This is a genomic window from Pseudomonas sp. (assembly GCF_049590575.1).
Lineage (GTDB): Bacteria > Pseudomonadota > Gammaproteobacteria > Pseudomonadales > Pseudomonadaceae > Aquipseudomonas.
The window spans coordinates 1-21,344 of record NZ_JBAWDE010000088.1; the positions used below are offsets into that span (position 1 = coordinate 1).

Here is a 21,344-nt window from a genome sequence, read left to right on the forward strand (position 1 = left end):
GTCCACCAGCCCACCGGCGCAGCGGTGGCGACCAGGCCCCAGCCAGCCAGCAGCAGCGCGGTGAGGGGCGTGGAACTGCCGAATGCAATCAGCGTGACGGCGAGTACCGCCATGATCAACGGGATGGCAATCAAGGTCGGGAACAGGCTGCGCTTGAGGAACCGTTCGATCAGGAGTGTGCCCTCCAGGCCGGCCAAACCCAGCGCCAGTAACAGCAACGACAGCGTGTTCACACTGACCTGCGTGACGTGTTCCAGAAACGGGCGCAGGTAGGTGAAGAGCATGAACTGGCCCATGAAAAACACACTCACGGCCAACATGCCCAAGGCCACCGGCGGGTTTTTCAACAAACGCAGCACGTTAGCGGTTTTCGCCTTGCCGTCGTGCTTGATCGACGGCAGGCTGACCAGCAGCCACACCAGCGCGACCACGGCCAGCGGCACCACGCAGAAAAACGCGCCGCGCCAGCCGATCAACCCGCCAAGAAAGCTGCCCAGCGGCGCTGCCACTACCATCGCCAGTGCGTTGCCGCCATTGACCAGGGCCAGCGCGCGCGGCACTTGGTCGTCGGGCACCAGGCGCATGGCGGTAGCGGCCGACAACGACCAGAAGCCACCGATGGCCACGCCGATCAGCGCGCGGCCGAGCATGAACGTCAGGTAGTTCGGCGCGAAGGCCACCACGCTGCCGGAGAGGATCATCAGGCCTGTCAGCGCGAGCAACAGACGCTTGCGCTCAACCCGCGCCGCCACGGCCGCGATCACCAGGCTGGTGAGCAAGGCAAACACGCCGGACACCGAAATGCCCTGGCCGGCCTGGCCTTCGGTGATGTGCAGGTCGGCGGCCAGGGGCGTGAGCAGGCTGACCGGCAGGAACTCGGACGCGACCAGAGCAAATGCCGCCAGCGCCATGGCGAACACGGCGCTCCAACGGTGGGTTTGAGGGGGAGCGGACATTACTTGAGGTTGCCTTTGAAAAAGTGGGTGAGCTTGGCGAACGGGATCAGGTTGACCCGGTCGTACAGGTCGACATGGCCGGCGCTGGGGATGATCACCAGTTCTTTCGGTTCGGCCGCCCGCTGGTAGGCGTCCTCGCTGAACTCACGGGAGTGGGCGTCGGCGCCGGCGATCAACAGCAGCGGGCGAGGGGAGATGCTCTCGATGTCATTGAACGGGTAGAAGTTCATGAACTTCACGTTGCTGGTCAGCGTCGGCATGGTGGTGGTTTGCGCCGAGGCACCGACCGGTGTGACCTCGCCGCGCGGGGTGCGGTAGAAATCGAAGAACTCGTCACCAATCGGGTTGCCGTTGCGCTTTAGAGGCGTACCGCCGGTGTAGAGGGTTTCGCCGCCCTGGAATTCCACATAACGCTGGTTGGCGGCCTGCAGCAGTAGCTGGCGACGCTGCTCGAGTGTCACGCCGTGCTTGAGCCCGTTACGGTTGGCCGCGCCCATGTCGTACATGCTGACCGTGGCAATGGCCTTGAGGCGCGGGTCGATTTTCGCCGCGCTGATGGCGAAACTGCCGCTGCCACAGATGCCGATCACACCGATGCGTTCACGGTCGACGATGGGGCGGGTGCCCAGGAAGTCCACGGCGGCGCTGAAGTCTTCGCTGTAGAGGTCGGGCAACACCGCATTGCGCGGTTCGCCTGCACTGGCGCCCCAGAACGACAGGTCGAGGGACAGGGTGACAAAGCCCTGTTCGGCCATTTTGGTCGCGTACAGGTTTGCGCTTTGTTCTTTGACGGCGCCCATGGGGTGGCCGACGATGATCGCCGCGTTTTTGGTGCCGGGGGCCAGGTTTTTCGGCACGAACAGATTACCCGCGACCGCCATGCCGTATTGATTGTTGAAGGTGACTTTTTCGACCGTCACCGTGTCGCTTGCGTAGAAGTTGTCAGCACCGTTGGACATATCGGCTCCCAGTGAGGAAAAAGAAGTCACCAGCAAACCCAGGGCGAGCAAGAGGCTTTTCATGTGTTGATCCTTGAGAAGGGGGTCTGCGCATTTTCCCGAGGTCGTCGCGTGTTCTGTAGTGCGTTCCAGTGGATTACTTGCCTGATCCTCTGAGTCTGGCGGTTTGCCGGGGACGCTCGCGGGCGCTTCGGGGTAAAGTCCATTCATCAGAGAAAAGGGCTTTTTATGACCATCAATCCAACGCCCCTGGCGCTGCTGACCCAGGCCATCGGCTCGCGGGTGAAAGTGCCGAGCGACTGCCCGATGCCCATCCCCGGCCTGGGCTTTTATCGACGTGAGCAGCCGGCGCCACCGGTGGTGTGCATGGTCGAGCCGAGCATCGTGCTGGTCGCCCAGGGCGAAAAACAGTTGTGGGTCGGTGGCGAGGGCTACCCGTATGACACGTCGCGGTTTCTGCTGACCTCGCTGGACATCCCGGCCAACTCTGAAGTGCTGGTCGCCAGCCCTGCGCGACCGTGCCTGGGCCTGACCTTCAAGCTCGACCTGCGCATGCTCGCCGAGTTGATCGCCCAGAGCGACTTGCCGCCCACGCGTGAGCGGGCGGTGATGAAGGGCGTGGGGATCGGCACGGTCACCACGGGCATGCTGGCATCGTTCGCGCGCCTGGTCTCGCTGCTGGACGAGCCCGAGGCCATACCGGTGCTGGCACCGCTGATCCAGCGCGAGATCCACTACCGTTTATTGCAGACCGATCAAGCCGGCCGCCTGCGGCAGATCTGTTCCGTGGATGGGCAAGGTTATCGAATCGCGCGCGCGATCGACTGGCTCAAACTCAATTACGACGCGCCACTGCGCGTGGAGGAATTGGCCGCGCGCGTGCAAATGAGCGCGGCCACCTTTCACCATCACTTTCGCCAGCTGACGGCAATGAGCCCGTTGCAGTATCAGAAATGGCTGCGCCTGAATGAGGCCCGGCGCTTGATGCTGAACGAGCACCAGGACGTGTCCAGTGCCGCGTTCAAGGTCGGTTATGAAAGCCCTTCACAATTCAGCCGTGAGTACAGCCGACTGTTTGGCGTGCCGCCCAAGCGCGATATGGCGGCGTTGCGCGGCAAGGTGGCGGTTACTGATCAGCCGCCGTCAGGTTAGCGTAGAAAATGCAGCCGATCAGTCGCGCAAACAGGCTGAGGGTTTCCGGCAGGTTGGGGTCGTCGAACAGCATTGCCTTGGAATCCAGCGCGCACAGGGCGCCGTACAGGCGGCCGTCCGGCAGGAAGATCGGTGCACCGGCGTAGCTCTCGATCGCGTATTGCTTGACCACCGGGCGCGTGGCAAAGCGCCCACTCGCGCTGATCTGCGGGATGAACAAGGTCTGGGGGTTGATGCAGAATTCGCTGCACAGGGTGGTTTCGAGGTCGAGCACGTCATCCACATGGATGCCCATGTCGCCGGTGTCGTGAACGGAGCAGACCACCCATTCCAGGTCGGTGAACTTGGCGATACCGGCAAAGCGCATGCCGGTCAGGCGGGTGACCAATTGCAGGATGCTGGTGGTGGCTTCGATTTCGGCGATGGCAGCGCGCTCATCGGCGCTGAGTAACGAGTGTGCGGCGGTGACGCTTGGAAGCATGTGGAACACTCCAAAAACGTGGTGGCCGCGGCCACCACGCACGGTCTGGTGTTAATTGATTCGCGGGTGCTGCTGCACCAGATTCTGGCGCTTCGCTTCCAGCTCGGCAATCTCGGCGTCGATGTCTTCGATTTTCTGCTCGATATTGTCGTGATGTTCCTGCAGCAGTTCCTTGGCTTCTTCCATGTCGGAAGCGGCAGGCGCTGCGCCGCGCAGGGGCTTGTTCGCGGTTTCCTTCATGGTCAGGCCGGTGATCAGGCCGATCACTGCAAACACCATCAGGTAGTAAGCAGGCATGAACAGGTCATTGGTGCTTTCCACCAGCCAGGCCACGGCAGTCGGAGTGACGCCGGCGATCAATACCGAGACGTTGAAGGCACTGGCCAATGCACTGTAGCGCAAGTGCGTGGGGAACATCGCCGGCAAAGTAGAGGCCATGACGCCGATAAAGAAGTTCAGGATCACGGCCAGAATCAGCAGGCCGGCGAAGATCAACCCGGTTTTGCCGCTGGTAATCAGCATAAACGCCGGGATCGCCAGGAACAGCAGGCCGATGCTGCCGGCGATGATGAAAGGCTTGCGGCCGATCTTGTCGCTGACAAAACCGATGAACGGTTGCACGAACAGCATGCCGACCATGATCGCGATGATGATCAGTACGCCGCTGTTTTCCGAGTAGTGCAGGTTGTGCGACAGGTAGCTCGGCATGTAGGTGAGCAGCATGTAGTACGTGACGTTGGTGGCCGCGACGATACCGATGCAGGTCAGCAGGCTGCGCCAGTGCTTGGTGGCGATTTCCTTGAACGACACCTTGGGACCGTGGGTCAGGCCTTCGCGGTCGCCTTGTTCAAGCTTGTCGACATGCTGTTGGAACGCCGGGGTCTCTTCCAATGCATGGCGCAGGTACAGGCCGATCATGCCCAGGGGCAGGGCGAGGAAGAACGGCAGGCGCCAGCCCCAGGATTCGAACTCGGCTTCGCCCAGCACGCTGGAAATCAGCACCACCACGCCCGCACCGAGTACGAAACCGGCAATCGAGCCGAAATCGAGCCAACTGCCGAGGAAGCCGCGTTTGCGGTCCGGCGCGTATTCCGCGACAAAAATCGATGCGCCAGTGTATTCACCGCCGACCGAGAAGCCCTGGGCCATTTTGCACAGCAGCAACAGGATCGGCGCCCAGATGCCGATGGAGGCATACCCGGGAATCAGGCCGATGGCAAAGGTGCTCAGCGACATGATCACGATGGTCGCGGCGAGGACTTTCTGCCTGCCGTATTTATCACCGAGTGCGCCGAAGAACAGGCCGCCCAGCGGGCGAATCAGGAAAGGGACGGAGAAGGTGGCCAGTGCGGCGATCATTTGTACGCTGGGCGAGGCGTCCGGGAAAAACACCTTGCCGAGTACATAGGCGACAAATCCATAGACGCCGAAGTCGAACCATTCCATGGCATTACCGAGTGCGGCGGCGGTGATCGCCTTACGCATCTTGGCGTCGTCGACAATGGTGATGTCTTTCAATCCGATGGGTTTGACGCTTTTCTTACGTAATTTCATGCGGGCCACTCTAAAACTGAACAGGGGAGGTGCCATCGTTGCGATGGCACCGCTCTGTCACTTCAGATACAAGGGGACACGAAATAATTCACCACTATTTGCGTTTTTTTGCAGATGCATTGAACTTCCTTGGATTTAATACGGAGTAATCCGAATGCCTGCCAGCCACTCACGTTTGATTTACCGGAAACCCGTGCCTGCGGATGTGGCGCGATTGTTCGCGATCTTCGGTGACCCGCAGACCAACCTCTTCAATCCCGCCGGTCCTATGGCCGACCTGTGCGCCGCTCAGCGCCTGCTCGACCACTGGCTTGGTCAATGGGCTGCGCTGGGTTATGGCTGGTGGGCGATTGCCCGTGTTGAAGCGCCGGAGCACATCATTGGCTTTGGCGGCATCGCGCCACTTAATTACCTCACGCAACCGCGCGTCAACCTGGGCTATCGCTTCGCCGTGCAAGCCTGGGGCCAGGGCTACGCCACCGAAGTGGCGCGCGACGCCCTGGCGCTGGCGTTCGAAACCCTGGAGCTGCCCGAAGTGTTCGGGCTGGTACGGCCGGACCACGCGGCTTCGATCCGGGTATTGGAGAAGATCGGCATGCAGCCGTTCGGTGTGCTGGACGATGTGCCCGGTAAACCACCCAGCCTGGTCATGCGCGCTTGTCATCCTACAACCTCGCGTACCTGACACTTTTTACACTGGCGTGACGGCCCACTAAAACCCCGATCTTTCAGATTGACAGCGGGTAGGCAGCCCGATATAAAAGCCACAGTTGTACGACGACATATGACGTTACATATGTCCTACCTAACAAAAATAAAAAGTGATGCCATGAACTTGAATGAGCCCATCAACGCCCACCGCGTTGGCCAAGCTGTAGGCAACTATCGCTGGACCATCTGCGCGATGCTGTTTTTCGCCACCACCGTCAACTACCTCGACCGCCAAGTGCTCAGCCTGCTGGCACCACAGTTGTCGACGCAATTTGGCTGGAGCAACACCGACTACGCCAACATTGCGGCGGTGTTCCAGTTTGTGTATGCGATTTCGATGCTGTTCGCCGGGCGCTTTGTCGACAAGATCGGCACCAAGGCCGCCTATGTGGTGGCGATTGGCATCTGGTCCACGGGCGCGATCATGCATGCGTTCTCGGTGCCGATGGGCGAGGGCATCGCCGCCATCAGTGGCGCGATTGGGTTGGCGGTGATCCCGGTGTCGATTGCCGGCTTCATGCTGTCCCGCGCGGTGCTGGCGATTGGCGAGGCGGGTAACTTCCCGATTGCGATCAAGGCCACTGCCGAATATTTCCCGAAGAAAGAACGCTCCCTGGCCACCGGGATTTTCAACTCCGGGGCCAACGTGGGCGCAATCCTCGCGCCGATCTGTGTGCCGCTGATTGCCGGCATGTGGGGCTGGGAAGCGGCGTTTATGGTGATCGGCATGCTCGGCTTTGTGTGGGTGGCGGTATGGGCCGCTGTCTATGAAAAGCCAGACCAGCAGAAGCGCCTGTCGGCCGACGAATTGGCCTACATCCGCAGCGACCAGAGCGTGCAGGCTTTCGCCCCGGCGCCGGCGGGCAGCGTGCCGAAGAAAGTTTCGTGGTTCAAGTTGCTCACTTACCGTCAGACCTGGGCGTTTGCCTTCGGCAAGTTCATGACCGACGGCGTGTGGTGGTTCTTCCTGTTCTGGCTGCCCACCTACCTGTCGGCGCAATACGGCATGAAAGGCGCGGATATCGTCATGCCGCTGGCGGTGCTGTACAGCATGACCATGGTTGGCAGTATCGGCGGCGGCTGGTTCCCCAGCTATTTCATGGCGCGCGGCGATGCGCCGTACGATGGCCGCATGAAAGCCATGCTGGTGATCGCGCTGTTCCCGCTGGTGGTGTTGCTGGCGCAGCCGCTGGGCTACATCAGCTTCTGGGTGCCGGTATTGCTGATCGGCGTGGGGGCTTCGGCGCACCAGGCGTGGTCGTGCAATATCTTCACCACCGTGTCCGACATGTTCCCGCAGAAAACCGTGGCCTCGGTGGTCGGTATCGGCGGCATGGCCGGCGGCCTCGGTGGCGTGGTGATGACCAAGATCGGCGGTTGGGTGTTCGACTACTACAAGTCGATCAATGACATCCATACCGGCTACATGATCATGTTCGCGATCTGTGCCCTGGCCTACCTGGTGGCCTGGAGTGTGATGAAGGCGCTGGTGCCGCGTCACAAGGAAATCACTGATTTGTAAGCGGTGACCTGGTGACAAAGGCAGGCGGATACGCGCGAGGCGCAATTGCAGCATGAACGCTGACAGGGGCGAAACCGCCCCTGTCAGGTACGGCTATTTGTTACGCGTCACGCGCCAAATCGTGTTGGCCAGGTCATCGGCGATGATCAGCGCACCTTTCGGGTCCACCGTTACGCCGACCGGGCGGCCGCGGGTCTTGCCGTCGTCGCCACGGAAACCGGTGGCGAAGTCGATCGGCTCACCGGACGGCTTGCCATTGCTGAACGGCACGAAGATCACCTTGTAGCCCACCGGGTTGTCGCGGTTCCAGCTGCCGTGCTCGCCGACGAATACACCGTCGGCAAACTGCTCACCCATGGCCGGGATGGAGAAATCCACGCCCAGCGCCGCCACGTGTGAACCGAGGCTGTAATCCGGTTTGATCGCCGAGGCGACCTTGGCCGGGTTCTGCGGCTGCGCACGCGGGTCGACGTTCTGGCCCCAGTAGCTGTAGGGCCAGCCGTAGAAGGCACCTTCGCGCACCGAGGTCAGGTAGTCCGGCACCAGGTCCGGGCCGAGTTCGTCGCGTTCGTTGACCACCGTCCACAGTTGCCCGGAGTCGGGTTGGATGGTCAGCGCGGTCGGGTTGCGCAAGCCGGTGGCGTAGGGCTTGTGGGCGCCGGTCGCCGCATCGATCTGCCAGACCATGGCGCGGTCGATTTCCACTTCCATGCCGCGCTCGGTGACGTTGCTGTTGGAGCCGATGCCCACGTAGAGCTGGCTGCCATCCGCGCTCACGGCCAGGGATTTGGTCCAGTGGTGGTTGATCTGCGCGGGCAGGTCGGTGACCTTGCTCGGCGGGCCGCTGGCTTTGGTCTGGCCGTCGGCGTAATCGAAACTCACCAGCGCATCCTGGTTGGCCACGTAGAGCTTACCGTCGGCAAACGCCAGGCCGTAGGGCGCATTGAGGTTGTCGGCAAACACGGTTTTCAGCTCGTAGGTGCCGTCACCGTCGGCATCGCGCAGCAGGGTCAGGCGGTTGCCGCCCTTGACCTTGGTATTGCCCTCGGCCTTGATCACGCTGGCGATCACGTCCTTGGGCTTGAGCTTGGCCGCACTGCCACCGCGGCCTTCCGCGATCAGGATGTCACCGTTGGGCAGCACCAGGGTCTGGCGCGGGATGGCCAGGTCGGTGGCGATGGCGGTTACGCTGTAGCCTTCCGGCACCCTGGGTTTCTGATCGCCCCATGGCGCAGGCTCGGCAATCTTCATGCTCGGCAGCAGGCTGCTTTGCTGCTCCGGCAGTTTGGGATCGGGGCCGCGGGCCTGGGTCTTGTCGCCTTCGCCACCGCAGGCGCTCAGCAACAGCGCGGCGCTCAACAGGGTCAGTGTGCTGGAGGTTTTCATTTGGCACCTCCCGCACGCAGGCCGGTCCAGGTGGCGGCGAGCGCCAGCACCAGCACGATGGCCGACAGCACCAGGCCGGCCGGCATCGAGGCATACGCGTCCTTGGCATGCTGGAACGCATTCACCAGCCCCAGCACCCAGGCGGCCAATAACAGCAGCACATAGGCGATAGGTCGCCCGGCCTTGGGTCTGGCCCGGAGCAGATTCACCAGTGCAAACAGAAACGCGAACCCGCCAAATACCAACGCGCCAGCAATCAGCCATGAGGCGAAATTGGCCCATTGAATCTGGTAGGTCTGGGTGTAGGCAATGTCGCTGAGCAACGCGCCGAGAAACAGCGGCACGGTGCCGGCCAGCAAGGTCGCATGCAGCGGCCCCGGAGTGTATCGATAGACGGGAAGGGTGGTCATGGGGATGGCGGCTCCTTATCGTTCAGCGCTCCTGGGTTCAGGGCGCGTTGACTGCGCATAGGAAAGGAACGTGCCCTTTGCAAAAAAGTTCACCGGGGTTTCGTGTCCAGATGTTTTTCAAACCAGTCGGCATACGGCGTATTGACGACCTTGCAGCGATTGAAATCAGGGCTGCCGTCGTTCCACCACACCGGGCCACGTTCGCCGAGGGCGACTTTGGCGCGCTGCACATGCTCGCGGGCGAGCTTGAGCTGCTGTGGATCGCCGGATGCCTTGGCGGCCTTGACGGCGCGGCGGGCGTCCATCAGATCGTTGACCCGGTGCTGACGCGTGGCGGCATCCAGCGCCGGGTTGGTGCAGCGCCACAACTGGCCTTTGACCACAAAATAACGGCCATCCGGTGTGCTAATCATGGTGCCAGCGCAGCACTCGCAGCACGCCCCACATCATCGAAATCACGATGGCCATCCAACCGGCAAACAGGCTGAAGAGTGTCATTGCAAGGTTCATAACCACCTCCATTGCGTTGTCGTCTCGCTGTTGTCCTTATAGGTGACCCCCACCTCTGCGCAGGATTCAACTTGATTTTCAGACTGAACGTCGGGTTGGGACGAACGCCTAAGCTTCTATAAACTCCACGCTTCGCAGCTCAACAGGCCCTCCCATGACCCACCCGCGCATTGGTTTCGCATGCCAGTACAAGCATTCCGAACGTCTTTTATCGACCAGCGCCCTGAAGTTGATTGAAGGCCCGTTCAACCCGCGTACCACCACCTTGCGCTGGATGGACAGCGTGGCGCCGCAGGTGGCGCGGGACAAACTGGTTGAAGTGGTCACGCACAACCTGGCGGCGCAATTGCGTCTGTTGGCGTATGTCGCCGAACTGCCACCGACCCTGCGCATGCTGCGCCTGAGCAGTGATCTGCTGCCGTTCTACAGCCATCCGAAAATCGCCGCCGTGTACAAAGACCCGGCTATCGAGCGCCAGTTGACCGAAGGTTTTGCGGCCATTGGCGAGCTGGCGCGCGCGTCGGATATCCGCCTGTCGTTCCATCCTGGCCAGTACTGCGTGCTGGGGTCGGAGAATCCCGGCGTGGTGGAAAACAGCCTGGCCGAATTCGAATACCACGCCGACATGATCCGCATGATGGGCTACGGACGTCGCTTCCAGGACCTCAAGTGCAACGTGCACATTGCCGGCCGCCTGGGCGTGGAAGGCACGCGCGCAGTGTGGGCGCGGTTGTCCGAGGTGGCGCGCAACTGCATCACCTTTGAAAACGATGAAAAGACCTACGGCCTCGACCACTGCCTGCAAGTCGCCGACCTGGCGCCGGTGGTGCTGGACATCCACCATTGCTGGATCAACGAAGACCACTACATCGACCCACACTCGGAGCGGGTTGCCCGGGTGATTGACAGCTGGCGCGGTGTGCGCCCGACCATGCACTACTCCCAGCCCCAGGAAAGCCTGCAGGAACTCGGTTTCGACGCCGAGCACAAGCTGGAGATGGAGGCGCTGCTGCAAGTGGTCTCCAAGCGCGACCTGTATGCCCACAGCGCACAGATGTGGAACCGCTGGACCAACGACTACGCGCTGCAGTTTTTCGACCGTTTCGACATCATGCTGGAGGCCAAGGACAAGAACGTCGCCGCGTTGGCGTTTTATGAGCATTTCAAGCGTCGCTCTGCGGAGCATCGCCTGTGAGCGCGTTGCATACCAGAGGTCTGGACGCCGAGGGGTTTATCCTCACTTTGCCCGCAGTGCCGGTGCAGCCTGAGTTTCGGGCGGTGCTTGAAGACGTCTGCACGTCGCTCGCGCAGCCCGAACTCGGCCTGGACGGTCTTTATCTCTACGGCAGCGTCGCACGCGGGGAGGCCACACCCGGCGAGTCCGACCTCGACCTCACGCTGGTGCTGCGTGAGTCGACTCCACAGCTGTTGGAGCGACTGGACGTGCTCCGCCGCGAGTTGGAACGGCGGCATCCGCACCTCAGCAAAATAGACTTCGATATCGGCAGCCGTGCGCAAGTGTTGGCCTTGGAAAACCGCAACCGCTGGGGCTTCTGGCTCAAGCACCAGTGCCGCTGCGTGTGGGGCAACGACCTGTCATTGCAGTTCGAACGGTTTAAGCCTAGCCGTGAAATCGCGCTGGCCGTGAACGGTGACTTCGAGGTGGTACTCAGCGATTACCTGTCGCGCATCGCGGGCGCCGATTCCGAGCCGCAGCGGCTTGCCTTGCAGCGCCAGGCATCGCGCAAGCTGGTCAGGGCCACTCAGGTACTGCGCCCGGAAGAGGCCACGGCGTGGCCGCAGACGCTGGAAGAACATGTCGCGATGTTCGTCCGGTATCACCCGGCGAAGGTCACCCAAATTGCCTTCTTTCTGTTTGAGGCGCGAAACCCGAGCGCAGCGACCGAAAACTTCTGTGCCCGGCTGTGCGCCTTTCTGGACTGGATGGTTTCACAACAGCGGCTGCTTTTAGGCGCCGTCGAGCGTTAGCGAGGCCGCGAAGACGGCGTGCCAGGCGCCAAAGGTGCCAGCAGTAACGCCGCCTCCGCAATTTCCCTAGGACTTGAACCGTCCCACCAACCCGTTCAACTCATCCGACAGGTTCGACAACCGGCCGGAGTCATCCTGCGCCGAGTGGGCCAGGCTTTCGACCAGGCGTGCCTCGTCGTAGATCTGCTGGATATGCCGGTTGATCTCTTCGGCGACGCTGTGTTGTTCCTCGGCGGCGGCGGAGATTTGCAGGTTCTGGTCGCGGATCTCGTTGACCGACAGCTGGATGCCTTCAAAGCTGTCGCGCGCGCTTTCGATCGACGACACACTGGCGCGTGACAGGTCCAGGCAACTGCCCATTTTTTGCGTGACTTCCTGGGTCTTGTTTTCCAGGGTGCCGAGCAGGTTTTCGATCTCGCCGGTAGAGTCGGAAGTGCGCTTGGCCAGCGCGCGTACCTCGTCGGCGACCACGGCAAAACCGCGGCCCTGGTCACCGGCGCGCGCCGCCTCGATGGCGGCGTTGAGCGCCAGCAGGTTGGTCTGTTCGGCAATCGCGCGGATGGTGCCGAGGATCTGGTTGATGCTGCGGCTGCCGGCTTCGAGTTCGACCATGGCCTGGGACGATTCGGTCAGGCGGCGGCCCAGGCGGTTGACGTTGTCGGTGGTCACCTCGATCTGTTGCTTGCCCTCGGCCACACGGCGGTGGCCGTTCTCGGCGGACTCGGCCGCACCGCTGCAAGAGCGTGCGACTTCGTTGGCGGTGGCGACCATCTCATTGAACGCCGTCGAGACCAGTTCCACCGCCTCGCGCTGGCGCCCGGCGGCCTCGTTCATGTTATGCGCGACTTCACTGTTGACCTTCGAGGCGTTGTGCAAATTGGCCGAGGCCGCGCCGATATGCTGGATCAGTTGGCGAATCGCCGCGAGAAACTTGTTGAACCAGCCGGCCAGTTCGGCGGTTTCGTCCTTGCCCTGCACGTGCAACTCATGGCGCAGGTCGCCTTCGCCCTGGGCGATTGATTGCAAGCCGCTGCTGACCTGGCCGATGGGCTTGACGATGACCTTGGAAAACGCCGCCGCGATCAGCCCGAAGATCAGCACCAGCACGCCGACGATGACGGCGGTGAGGTAGGTCATGCGCGTGGCTTGGGCCATGACTTCGCGGTGTTCGATCAGGCCGATGTAGCGCCAGCCCAGGCCCGGCGAGGTCCAGATATTGGCCATGTAGCGCACACCGTTGATCTCGACTTCCGTGGAACCCTGCGCGGTGTCGGCCAGGTGCGCATACGGCGCGCCCAGGTCCTTGAGCGGCTTGAAGGTGTGGGCGGCATCGCGCGGGTCGACCAGCACCACGCCGTCTTCGATCAGCATCACGTAGCCGCTTTCGCCGAGCTTGATGCTCTTGACCAGCTCGGTGAGGTTTTTCAGCGAAACGCTGACCACGAACACGCCCTTGGCCTTGCCGCTGCTGTCCAGCAATGCGCGCGCGGTGCCCACCAGGGCCACGTCGTCTTTGTCGTAATAGTACGCGGCGGTGCGCACGGTTTTACCGGGGCTGGCCATTGCCGCCTTGTACCAGGGCCGCGTGCGCGGGTCGTACTTGGCCAGTTGCGGGTCGTCCGGCCACTTGGCGTAGGTGCCGTCTTCCAGGCCGATCGACAGGATCGCCGCCGCCGGGTGCGTCGCGCCAAACCGGGCGAAGCGCTCGATCACCGCTTGCGTCTCTGCCGTCATCGGCTGGCTTGGCGCGTCCGCAGGCTGATAATTCTTCAGCGTGTTCAGCGATGTGTATACAGGATCGGCGGCCATTTGATCGACGTTTTGCAGGGTGCCGTCGAAGAACTGGCGAATATTGCCATCGATCTGGCGGATCTCCCGGGTGCTGCCGTCGATAAATTGATCGACGGCCTGGCTCCGCGTATTCATCACGGAAATCACGGCCACCAGGCTTACCGGGATAAACGCGACAGAAACAAACGCCAGTACAAGCTTATTTTTTATTTTCATCGAGACGACCATCAACGTGGAGGGCGGCCAAGTCGTCGCTTTGCATGCTTGAGAAGCGGCGACTTGCTATCACTGCTGTTTCGGCGCGTCTTTGGTAAAGCTTTAGGGTTTTTTGTACACAATACAATTGTCGATTGTTCTGTATCCAATCAATACACATCACGCAGATAACGTTTCTGTTCGCTCAACTGGCGCCAGTAGTCCACAGCGCCGTCAGCGCCAAGCCCGCCGTGGGTTTGCGCGATTTCACGCAACGCCTGGTCGACGTCCTTGGCCATCTGGCTGGCGTCGCCGCAGATATACAGCTGCGCGCCGTCCTGCAGCCACCGCCACAGCTCGGCGCCGTGTTCGCGCAGGCGGTCCTGCACGTAAACCTTTTGCGCCTGGTCGCGGGAGAACGCCAGGCTCAGGTGCGTGAGCAGGCCGTCGCGTTGCATGCCTTGCAGTTCGTCCCGGTAGTAAAAATCGCTGGCGGCGTGCTGTTCTCCGAAGAACAACCAGTTACGGCCTTGATGGCCCTGGGCCCGGCGTTCCTGCAGGAACCCACGGAACGGCGCCACGCCGGTGCCGGGGCCGATCATGATCATCGGTATATTGCCGTCGCTGGGCGTACGAAAATGCTTGGACGGTTGTATGAATACCGGTACTTCGCCGTCGCCAGCGCGGTCGGCGAGAAAGGTCGACGACACGCCTTTGCGTTTGCCGTAACGCACGGCGGCCACGGTAAGGTGCACTTCCTGCGGGTAGGCCTTGGCGCTGGAGGCGATGGAGTACAGGCGCGGTTGCAGGCGTTTGAGGGTGCCGAGCAACTCATCTGCCGAGCAATCAATGGGGTATTGCTGCAGCACATCCGCCAGTTGCCGGCCCCACAGCCAGTCTTTCAGCTCGGCTTTGCGCTCGGGGGCGAGCAAGTGTTTGAGGCCGGGGTTGGCGCTGCGCTCGGCGATGAACGCCAAGGTGTCGCTGCTGGGGCGGGCGATTTCGAAGTGCTGGGTGAGCGCCTGTTGCAGCGATACGTCACCAAAGGTGTCGACGTTTACGCAGGCATCGGCGCTCAGCCGGGTCAGGTCGAGCAATTCGCTGACCAGTTCCGAGCAGTTTTGCGGCTTCACGCCCAGCGCGTCGCCGGCTTCATAGCTCAGCCCGGAGTCGGCCAGGCTCAAGGCGAACTGGCGGGTTTCCTTGTAGGGGCTTTGCGGATTCAGGGTGTGGTTAAGCAGCAGCCGTGACCGGTGCAGCTTGGTTTTGCCGCTGGGGTTGGCAGGCGCTACCGGCTTGGCCGGGTTGAGGCTTTGATGGAGTTTCGCCAGCCAGGCGTCGGCGCGCTCTTCGAACTCAGTGTCGCAGTCCACGCGTTCGAGCAAACGTGTCGCGCCCAATTCCACAAGGCGTTGGTCGAGCTGTTTGCCATGCTTGCAGAACTGGTCGTAATTCGGGTCGCCCAACGCCAGCACGGCAAAACGCAGCGACTCCAGGCGCGTGTCGGCGCGGCTGAGGCTGTGCCAGAACGCTTCGCCGTTGTCCGGTGGGTCGCCGTCGCCAAAGGTGCTGCTGATCAGCGCCAGGGTCTGGGTGCTGGCGAGTTTGCTGGCGGGGAAATCCGCCATCGCGCTCAGTTCCACTGCCATGCCGGCATCCCGCAAGCGCTGGGCACAACGCTCGGCCAGGGCTTCGGCGTTACCGGTTTGCGAGGCCCATAACAGGGTGACCGTCGGGGAGGGCGGCGCGGCCACTTCAACCGCTTCGGCACGACTGAACAACCCGGCCAGCAAGCCGTCCAGCCACAGCCGCGCGTCTTTGGCCAATGGCGCACTCGCGGGCATTACCGGTACGCCGGCGGCCTGGCGCGCGGCGCCCGATTGCAGACCACTGAGAAAGCCGGCGAGGTAGGTGCGTTCGCTGTCGCTCAAGGCCGGGGCGGGCAGATGGCGGATGCCGGTGAGCTCGGCGAAGGCGTCGAGGCGCGACATGCTCAGGTCCTCAGGAAGGGGAAATTCGGCGGCTACAGATTTCGGTACGTTCAGAAACTGGTGGTCGATCAACTCGACGCGGGCCAGGGCGACGGCGCAGAACTTGAACTCGGGCTGCAGCGAAATCGGGTCGACCGCGTCGTTGGTGACCGCGTTGATCGCAAGGTTTTCGCCAAACACATCGTTCCAGTGAAACGGCGCAAAACAATTGCCGGGACGCACGCGGTCGGTGACCACCGCCGGCAGCACCGCGCGCCCGCGCAGGGAGCGCACCTCCACGTGGTCCTTGTGCTTGATGCCCAGCCTGGCGGCGTCTTCGGGGTGCAGTTCGATGAAGGGGCCGGGGTTGAGTTTGTTCAGCGTGGCGACCTTGCCGGTCTTGGTCAGGGTGTGCCACTGGTGCTGCAAGCGGCCGGTGTTGAGCACGAACGGGAAGGCCTGGTCGGGCATTTCTGCCGGTGGCATATGCGGGCGGGCGAGGAATTGGCCTTTGCCGGTTTCAGTGGCGAAGCTGAGCGCGCCGTCATTCATATAGCGGACCGGGTTGCGCTCGGCGGCGTCGGGTGCACACGGCCATTGCAGGGGCGTTTCACGCAGGCGCGCATGGCTTGCGCCACGGATGTCATAGCCGGTCTTGGGGTTCCAGGCGCGCTTGATCTCGTCAAACACCTCGGCGGCGGACGCATAGCTGAAGGCCTCGGCAAAGCCCATTGCGCAAGCGACTTTGGCGATGATCTGCCAGTCGGGCAGGGTCTCGCCGGGGGCGTCGACGGCTTTTTGCATCAGGGTCAGGTTGCGCTCGGAGTTGATCATCACGCCTTCGGCTTCGGCCCACAGGGCGCCGGGCAACAGGATGTCGGCGTAGCGGTTGGTCTCGGTGTCGAGGTAGGCGTCCTGGCTGATCACCAGTTCGGCGGCCTGCAAGCCTTCGATGACGTTGCGGCGATTCGGCGCGCTGGCCACGGGGTTGGTGCAGATGATCCAGCACGCCTTGATTTGCCCGGCCGCCATTTGCTCGAACATCGCCACCGTGCCGCCGCCGACCTTGAGCGGCAGGCTGCCAGCGGGGATTTGCCACAGGTCTTCGATAAACGCGCGGTCCGCCTCGACCAGCACCGAGCGCTGCCCCGGCAGGCCTGGGCCCATGTAGCCCATTTCGCGACCGCCCATGGCGTTGGGTTGCCCAGTCAGGGAAAACGGCCCGCTGCCCGGACGGCAGATGGCGCCGGTGGCCAGGTGCAGGTTGCACAGCGCGTTGGTGTTCCAGGTGCCATGGGTGCTCTGGTTCAGGCCCATGGTCCAGCAGCTCATCCACTCGGCGGCCTGGCCGATCCAGGCGGCGGCTTGGTGGATATCCGCTTCGGCCAGGCCGGTCAGTTCGGCAACGCGGTGGGGTGGGTAGTCTTCGAGGAATTCGGGCATGGCCTCCCAGCCCTCGGTGAAGGCGGCGATAAACGCTGGGTCGGTGTGGCCGTTTTGCACCAGCAGGTGCAGCAGGCCGTTGAGCAGGGCGAGGTCGGTGCCGGGCTTGATTTGCAGGAACAGGTCGGCCTTGTCGGCCGTGGCGCTGCGCCGTGGGTCGACCACGATCAGCTTCGCCCCGGCCTTGACCCGGTCCATCATGCGCAGGAACAGGATCGGGTGACAGTCGGCCATGTTTGCGCCGATCACGAAGAACAGGTCGGCGCGGTCAAAATCCTCGTAGGAGCCTGGCGGCCCGTCGGAACCCAGGGACAGCTTGTAGCCGCTGCCGGCGCTGGCCATGCACAGCCGCGAGTTGGATTCGATGTTGTGGGTGCGCACAAAACCCTTGGCCAGTTTGTTGGCCAGGTACTGAGCCTCCAGTGACATTTGCCCGGACACATAGAACGCCAGCGCGTCGGGGCCGTGAGCATCGAGGATCTGGCGCAGACGGTTGGCGGTGTCGCTGATGGCTGTGTCCATGGCGATGCGCACCGGGTCGTGATCGCGCTTCTCACGCACGTACGCGTTTTCCATGCGCCCGGACTCGGCAATGGCTTGCCCACAGGTGGTGCCTTTGGTGCACAGGCGCCCGAAGTTGCTGGGGTGGGCTTTGTCGCCGATCACCTTGAGCACTTTATTGTGCTCGACCTGCATGACGATGCCGCAGCCCACGCCACAATAAGGACACACGCTGCGCACGTTTTGAATTGCCATCCGTAACCCTCGACTGCTTTTTGCCCGTCATAAAAAAAGCGCCCTGCAACCCTCCGTTGAACACGGGGATTGCACGGCGCCTTTGTCGTGAGTGGGCAGTCAGCGTTGACTGCTTGATGGATGGGTTCCTAGCAAGTCACGCGCCAGCTTTTTGCCGTTGGGCTTTTTGTGGCGCGCGAGCTTGCCGTGGTGAGCGGGCTTGCTGTGGTGAGCGGGCTTGCCCCGCGCCGGGTTGCGCAGCAGCCCCCCTCGCCACCGAAGCGAATCAGTGCACATATTTGAGGCAAGGCGCACCAGTTGGAGGCGCAGATTCAGCGGGCTGGCCGGACCAGGCAGCGACTCGCGCCCCTGACATGGGCCCCCCGGCCAATTGGCACGTCCCCTGCAAGTCTACCTTCAACCCACCTCGATCAACGGCGATCGACCCGATGGGACAATAGCGGTAGATCCGGCGCAGTCGCCGATCCGACCCCGCATAAGAACAGGCAAAGACGCCTGGAACCGCAAGGTTTCAGGCGTTTTTTTTGCTTTTTAAACCGTGATGAGTTGTCGGGTGCTTGATATGAATAACCAGCTGAAAACCCTGATCGTCGTCGGCAATGGCATGGTCGGTCACCACTGTGTGGAGCAACTGATCGAGCACGGCGCGCTGGAGCACTACCGCTTGCATGTGTTCAGCGAGGAGCCGATGCGCGCCTATGACCGGGTGCACTTGTCCGAGTATTTCAGCGGCCGTGATGCCGAGTCGTTGGCGCTGTCCGAGGCGGCGCTGTATCAGACGCCGGGCGTCACCTTGCACCTGGGCGTGCCGGTGCTGGAAATCGACCGCGCCCGGTGCGAGGTGATAACCGCCGACGGCTGCGTGCGCTATGACAAGTTGGTATTGGCCACCGGCTCGTATCCGTTTGTGCCGCCGATCGAGGGCGCCGAAGGCGATTCGCGGCTGGTGTACCGCACCCTGCAAGACCTTGACGCGATCCGCGCAGCTGCCGCCAACGCGCAGCGCGGTGTGGTGGTCGGCGGTGGCCTGCTGGGCCTGGAAGCGGCCAATGCCCTGAAAAGCCTGGGCCTGGAAGCGCATGTGGTGGAGTTCGCGCCGCGCCTGATGCCGGTGCAGCTGGATGACTTTGGCGGCTTGGCGCTCAAGGCGCAGATCGAACGCCTGGGCGTTGGCGTGCATTTGTCGCGTGCCACCCAGTCGATCAGCGCGGGCGAGCACTACCGCTACCGCATGAACTTCGCCAATGAAGAATTCCTGGAAACCGACCTGATTGTGTTCTCCGCCGGTATCCGCGCCCAGGATGCGTTGGCGCGCCAGGCCGGGCTGGAGATCGGCCCGCGCGGCGGCGTGGTGATCAACGACGAATGCTTGAGCTGCGACCCGAATATCTACGCGATCGGCGAGTGCGCGTCCTGGAACGGCAGCCTCTTCGGCCTGGTCGCCCCGGGCTACCAGATGGCCCGGGGCGTGGCTGCGCTGTTGTGCGAGCAAACCGCCGAGCCGTTTGTGGGCGCCGATATGTCGACCAAGCTGAAATTGCTCGGCGTGGACGTCGGCTCCATCGGCGACGCCCACGCCCACACGCCGGGCGCGCGCAGCTACCAATTTATCGACGAAGCCAGCGCGAGCTACCGGCGCCTGGTGGTGGACGCGAGCGGCAAGCACGTGATCGGCGCCGTGTTGGTGGGCGACAACAGCTACTACGACACCTTGCTGCAATACCTGCAGAACCGCATCGCGCTGCCGGCCGAGCCGGCCAGCCTGATTCTGCCGTCGTCCAGCGGCGCACCGACCCTCGGCCCCGGCGCCTTGCCGGAGTCGGCCACGGTGTGCTCGTGCCATAACGTGACCAAAGGCGCGATCTGTTCGGCCATCGATGGCGGCTGCAGCGACCTCGCTTTGCTCAAGTCCCAGACCAAGGCCTGCACCGGCTGCGGTGGTTGCGCCGGGTTGCTCAAGCAGGTGTTCGAGCATGAGCTGATCGCCCGTGGTGTCAGCGTGGACAAGAGCCTGTGCGAACACTTTGCCTATACCCGCCAGGAGCTGTACGCGCTGGTGCGGGTAGAGCGGGTGACCACGTTCGAGGAACTGCTGGCCAAGCATGGCCGCGGTCATATCGGTTGCGACGTGTGCAAACCGGCCGTGGGCTCGATCCTGGCGTCGTGCTGGAACCAACCGATCATGGACGCGTCCCTGGTGCCGCTGCAGGACACCAACGACACCTTCATGGCGAATATGCAGAAGAACGGCACCTATTCGGTGGTGCCGCGGATTCCGGGCGGCGAGATCACCGCCGACAAGCTGATCGTGATCGGCGAAGTCGCGAAGAAATACGACCTCTACACCAAGATCACCGGGGGCCAGCGCATCGACCTGTTTGGCGCGCAACTGCACGAACTGCCGGACATCTGGGCCGAGCTGATCGCGGCGGGTTTCGAAACCGGGCACGCCTACGGCAAGTCCACGCGCACGGTGAAGTCCTGCGTCGGCAGCACCTGGTGCCGCTATGGCGTGCAGGACAGCGTGAAAATGGCGCTGCTGATCGAGGACCGCTACAAGGGCCTGCGTTCGCCGCACAAGCTCAAGTTTGCGGTGTCCGGCTGCACCCGCGAGTGCGCCGAAGCGCAGAGCAAGGACGTGGGCGTGATCGCCACCGAGAAGGGCTGGAACCTCTACATCGCCGGCAACGGCGGCATGCGCCCGCGCCACGCGGAACTGTTCGCCACCGACCTGGATGACGCCACGCTGATCCAGTACATCGACCGCTTCCTGATGTTCTACATCCGCACCGCCGACAAGCTGCAACGCACCTCGGTATGGCGCGAAAGCCTGGAAGGCGGCCTGGATTTCCTCAAGGACGTGATCCTGCACGACAGCCTGGGCCTGGGTGCCGAACTCGAAGCGCAGATGCAACTGGTGGTCGACCGCTACGAGTGCGAGTGGGCCAACGCGCTCAAGGACCCGGAAAAACTCAAGCGTTTCCGCACCTTCGTCAACGACAAACGCGCCGACCCGGACATCCATTTTGTCCAGGAGCGCGGCCAGCGCCGGCCGATCATGGCCGCCGAACTCAACCTGATTGCCGCTGAGGAGATTGCCTGATGAGCCAGCCCAACCTGCAACCCCATCTGGCCATCTGGAAAGGTGTGTGCAACGAGCAAGACCTGGTCAGCAATTCCGGCGTGGTGGTATGGCTGGACGGCGCGCAAGTGGCGCTGTTTTACCTGCCGGGCGCGCAGGACCAGACGCTGTACGCCATCGACAACCACGACCCGCAATCCGGGGCCAATGTGATCGGACGCGGGCTGGTCGGCAGCATCAAGGGCGAGCTGGTGGTGGCGGCGCCGATCTACAAGCAGCATTACCGTTTGCACGACGGCCAGTGCCTGGAGGCGCCACACCAACTACGGGTGTGGCCGGTGCGTTTGAACGCTGGGGTGGTGGAGTTGGGGGTGGGTTAACGCTCAACTGTTGTGGCTGACGGGGCGGAATGAAGGGCCGTTGTGGCGAGCGGGCTCGCCCCGCGTTGGGCTGCGAAAAGCAGCCCAAACCCTGACG

At 62.6% G+C, this 21,344-nt stretch carries 16 protein-coding genes and 1 pseudogene; 7 read left to right on the forward strand and 10 right to left on the reverse strand.

Translation table 11 applies throughout. From position 1 onward, the window contains the following. Both WBR57_RS06705 and WBR57_RS06710 read right to left on the reverse strand, forming a co-directional pair. On the reverse strand, positions 1 to 956 hold a 956-nt coding region (locus tag WBR57_RS06705), incomplete at its 3' end, for an MFS transporter (protein WP_424083164.1). After that, on the reverse strand, positions 956 to 1,978 hold the full coding sequence (locus WBR57_RS06710) for an alpha/beta hydrolase (protein ID WP_424083165.1): 1,023 nt from the start codon (positions 1,976 to 1,978) through the stop codon (positions 956 to 958). The genes WBR57_RS06710 and WBR57_RS06705, both read right to left, overlap by 1 nt. Before the next feature lie 165 nt (positions 1,979 to 2,143). On the opposite strand from WBR57_RS06710, the gene WBR57_RS06715 reads away from it, so the two are divergent. Further along, a complete protein-coding gene (locus WBR57_RS06715) occupies positions 2,144 to 3,067 on the forward strand; it encodes an AraC family transcriptional regulator N-terminal domain-containing protein (RefSeq protein WP_424083166.1) in 924 nt (307 codons plus the stop codon). Here the strand turns inward: WBR57_RS06715 and WBR57_RS06720 are convergent. Together WBR57_RS06720 and proP are read right to left on the reverse strand one after the other, a co-directional pair. After that, positions 3,042 to 3,548: a GAF domain-containing protein gene (locus WBR57_RS06720; protein WP_424083167.1), complete on the reverse strand. Its 507-nt coding sequence runs from the start codon at positions 3,546 to 3,548 to the stop codon at positions 3,042 to 3,044. The two genes, WBR57_RS06715 and WBR57_RS06720, sit on opposite strands and share 26 nt — an antisense overlap. A gap of 51 nt (positions 3,549 to 3,599) precedes the next feature. Then, on the reverse strand, positions 3,600 to 5,102 hold the full coding sequence (gene proP, locus WBR57_RS06725) for a glycine betaine/L-proline transporter ProP (protein WP_424083168.1): 1,503 nt from the start codon (positions 5,100 to 5,102) through the stop codon (positions 3,600 to 3,602). A 154-nt stretch (positions 5,103 to 5,256) separates the two neighbouring features. Between proP and WBR57_RS06730 the strand changes: the two genes are divergently transcribed. After that, complete coding sequence (locus WBR57_RS06730; RefSeq protein ID WP_424083169.1) at positions 5,257 to 5,787, forward strand: GNAT family N-acetyltransferase; 531 nt, start codon at positions 5,257 to 5,259, stop codon at positions 5,785 to 5,787. 144 nt (positions 5,788 to 5,931) lie between these two features. Continuing rightward, the gene (locus WBR57_RS06735; protein WP_424083170.1) at positions 5,932 to 7,335 is read left to right on the forward strand and encodes an MFS transporter; all 1,404 of its coding nucleotides are present in this window, start codon (positions 5,932 to 5,934) and stop codon (positions 7,333 to 7,335) included. A gap of 93 nt (positions 7,336 to 7,428) precedes the next feature. On the opposite strand, the gene WBR57_RS06740 is transcribed toward WBR57_RS06735, so the two are convergent. The 3 genes from WBR57_RS06740 to WBR57_RS06750 form a co-directional block, all read right to left on the reverse strand. Beyond that, positions 7,429 to 8,721, reverse strand: a complete 1,293-nt coding sequence (locus WBR57_RS06740; protein WP_424083171.1) for a PQQ-dependent sugar dehydrogenase — start codon at positions 8,719 to 8,721, stop codon at positions 7,429 to 7,431. Further along, a complete protein-coding gene (locus WBR57_RS06745; protein WP_424083172.1) occupies positions 8,718 to 9,131 on the reverse strand; it encodes a DUF2231 domain-containing protein in 414 nt (137 codons plus the stop codon). Before WBR57_RS06745 ends, WBR57_RS06740 begins: the two co-directional genes overlap by 4 nt. A gap of 89 nt (positions 9,132 to 9,220) precedes the next feature. After that, complete coding sequence (locus WBR57_RS06750; RefSeq protein WP_424083173.1) at positions 9,221 to 9,544, reverse strand: hypothetical protein; 324 nt, start codon at positions 9,542 to 9,544, stop codon at positions 9,221 to 9,223. Positions 9,545 to 9,795: 251 nt separating this feature from the next. Here WBR57_RS06750 and WBR57_RS06755 point away from each other — a divergent pair, with 251 nt between their 5' ends. Both WBR57_RS06755 and WBR57_RS06760 read left to right on the forward strand, forming a co-directional pair. Then, positions 9,796 to 10,836 (forward strand): UV damage endonuclease UvsE, encoded by a 1,041-nt coding sequence (locus tag WBR57_RS06755; protein ID WP_424083174.1) that lies wholly within the window; start codon positions 9,796 to 9,798, stop codon positions 10,834 to 10,836. Continuing rightward, positions 10,833 to 11,630, forward strand: a complete 798-nt coding sequence (locus WBR57_RS06760) for a nucleotidyltransferase domain-containing protein (RefSeq protein WP_424083175.1) — start codon at positions 10,833 to 10,835, stop codon at positions 11,628 to 11,630. Before WBR57_RS06755 ends, WBR57_RS06760 begins: the two co-directional genes overlap by 4 nt. Positions 11,631 to 11,696: 66 nt before the next feature. Here WBR57_RS06760 and WBR57_RS06765 read toward each other — a convergent pair whose 3' ends face one another. The 3 genes and pseudogenes from WBR57_RS06765 to WBR57_RS06775 form a co-directional block, all read right to left on the reverse strand. Continuing rightward, positions 11,697 to 12,464, reverse strand: a complete 768-nt coding sequence (locus tag WBR57_RS06765; protein WP_424083184.1) for a methyl-accepting chemotaxis protein — start codon at positions 12,462 to 12,464, stop codon at positions 11,697 to 11,699. A gap of 87 nt (positions 12,465 to 12,551) precedes the next feature. Further along, positions 12,552 to 13,649: pseudogene (locus WBR57_RS06770) on the reverse strand (cache domain-containing protein); the annotation flags it as partial. 137 nt (positions 13,650 to 13,786) lie between these two features. Then, positions 13,787 to 17,785, reverse strand: coding sequence for a molybdopterin-dependent oxidoreductase (locus WBR57_RS06775; protein WP_424083176.1), 3,999 nt, complete (start codon positions 17,783 to 17,785; stop codon positions 13,787 to 13,789). Between the two features lie 562 nt (positions 17,786 to 18,347). Between WBR57_RS06775 and nirB the strand changes: the two genes are divergently transcribed. Further along, positions 18,348 to 20,888 (forward strand): nitrite reductase large subunit NirB, encoded by a 2,541-nt coding sequence (nirB, locus tag WBR57_RS06780; protein ID WP_424083177.1) that lies wholly within the window; start codon positions 18,348 to 18,350, stop codon positions 20,886 to 20,888. Beyond that, positions 20,888 to 21,247, forward strand: coding sequence for a nitrite reductase small subunit NirD (gene nirD / locus WBR57_RS06785; protein ID WP_424083178.1), 360 nt, complete (start codon positions 20,888 to 20,890; stop codon positions 21,245 to 21,247). Before nirB ends, nirD begins: the two co-directional genes overlap by 1 nt. Positions 21,248 to 21,344 lie beyond the last annotated feature (97 nt).

What these genes read in the sequence shown, in the direction of transcription:
- WBR57_RS06710 (WP_424083165.1), bottom strand. Translation starts at nt 1,978, where the DNA reads ATGAAAAGCCTCTTGCTCGCCCTGGGTTTGCTGGTGACTTCTTTTTCC.
- WBR57_RS06715 (WP_424083166.1), top strand. Translation starts at nt 2,144, where the DNA reads ATGACCATCAATCCAACGCCCCTGGCGCTGCTGACCCAGGCCATCGGC.
- WBR57_RS06720 (WP_424083167.1), bottom strand. Translation starts at nt 3,548, where the DNA reads ATGCTTCCAAGCGTCACCGCCGCACACTCGTTACTCAGCGCCGATGAG.
- proP (WP_424083168.1), bottom strand. Translation starts at nt 5,102, where the DNA reads ATGAAATTACGTAAGAAAAGCGTCAAACCCATCGGATTGAAAGACATC.
- WBR57_RS06730 (WP_424083169.1), top strand. Translation starts at nt 5,257, where the DNA reads ATGCCTGCCAGCCACTCACGTTTGATTTACCGGAAACCCGTGCCTGCG.
- WBR57_RS06735 (WP_424083170.1), top strand. Translation starts at nt 5,932, where the DNA reads ATGAACTTGAATGAGCCCATCAACGCCCACCGCGTTGGCCAAGCTGTA.
- WBR57_RS06740 (WP_424083171.1), bottom strand. Translation starts at nt 8,721, where the DNA reads ATGAAAACCTCCAGCACACTGACCCTGTTGAGCGCCGCGCTGTTGCTG.
- WBR57_RS06745 (WP_424083172.1), bottom strand. Translation starts at nt 9,131, where the DNA reads ATGACCACCCTTCCCGTCTATCGATACACTCCGGGGCCGCTGCATGCG.
- WBR57_RS06750 (WP_424083173.1), bottom strand. Translation starts at nt 9,544, where the DNA reads ATGATTAGCACACCGGATGGCCGTTATTTTGTGGTCAAAGGCCAGTTG.
- WBR57_RS06755 (WP_424083174.1), top strand. Translation starts at nt 9,796, where the DNA reads ATGACCCACCCGCGCATTGGTTTCGCATGCCAGTACAAGCATTCCGAA.
- WBR57_RS06765 (WP_424083184.1), bottom strand. Translation starts at nt 12,464, where the DNA reads ATGAACGAGGCCGCCGGGCGCCAGCGCGAGGCGGTGGAACTGGTCTCG.
- WBR57_RS06775 (WP_424083176.1), bottom strand. Translation starts at nt 17,785, where the DNA reads ATGGCAATTCAAAACGTGCGCAGCGTGTGTCCTTATTGTGGCGTGGGC.
- nirB (WP_424083177.1), top strand. Translation starts at nt 18,348, where the DNA reads ATGAATAACCAGCTGAAAACCCTGATCGTCGTCGGCAATGGCATGGTC.
- nirD (WP_424083178.1), top strand. Translation starts at nt 20,888, where the DNA reads ATGAGCCAGCCCAACCTGCAACCCCATCTGGCCATCTGGAAAGGTGTG.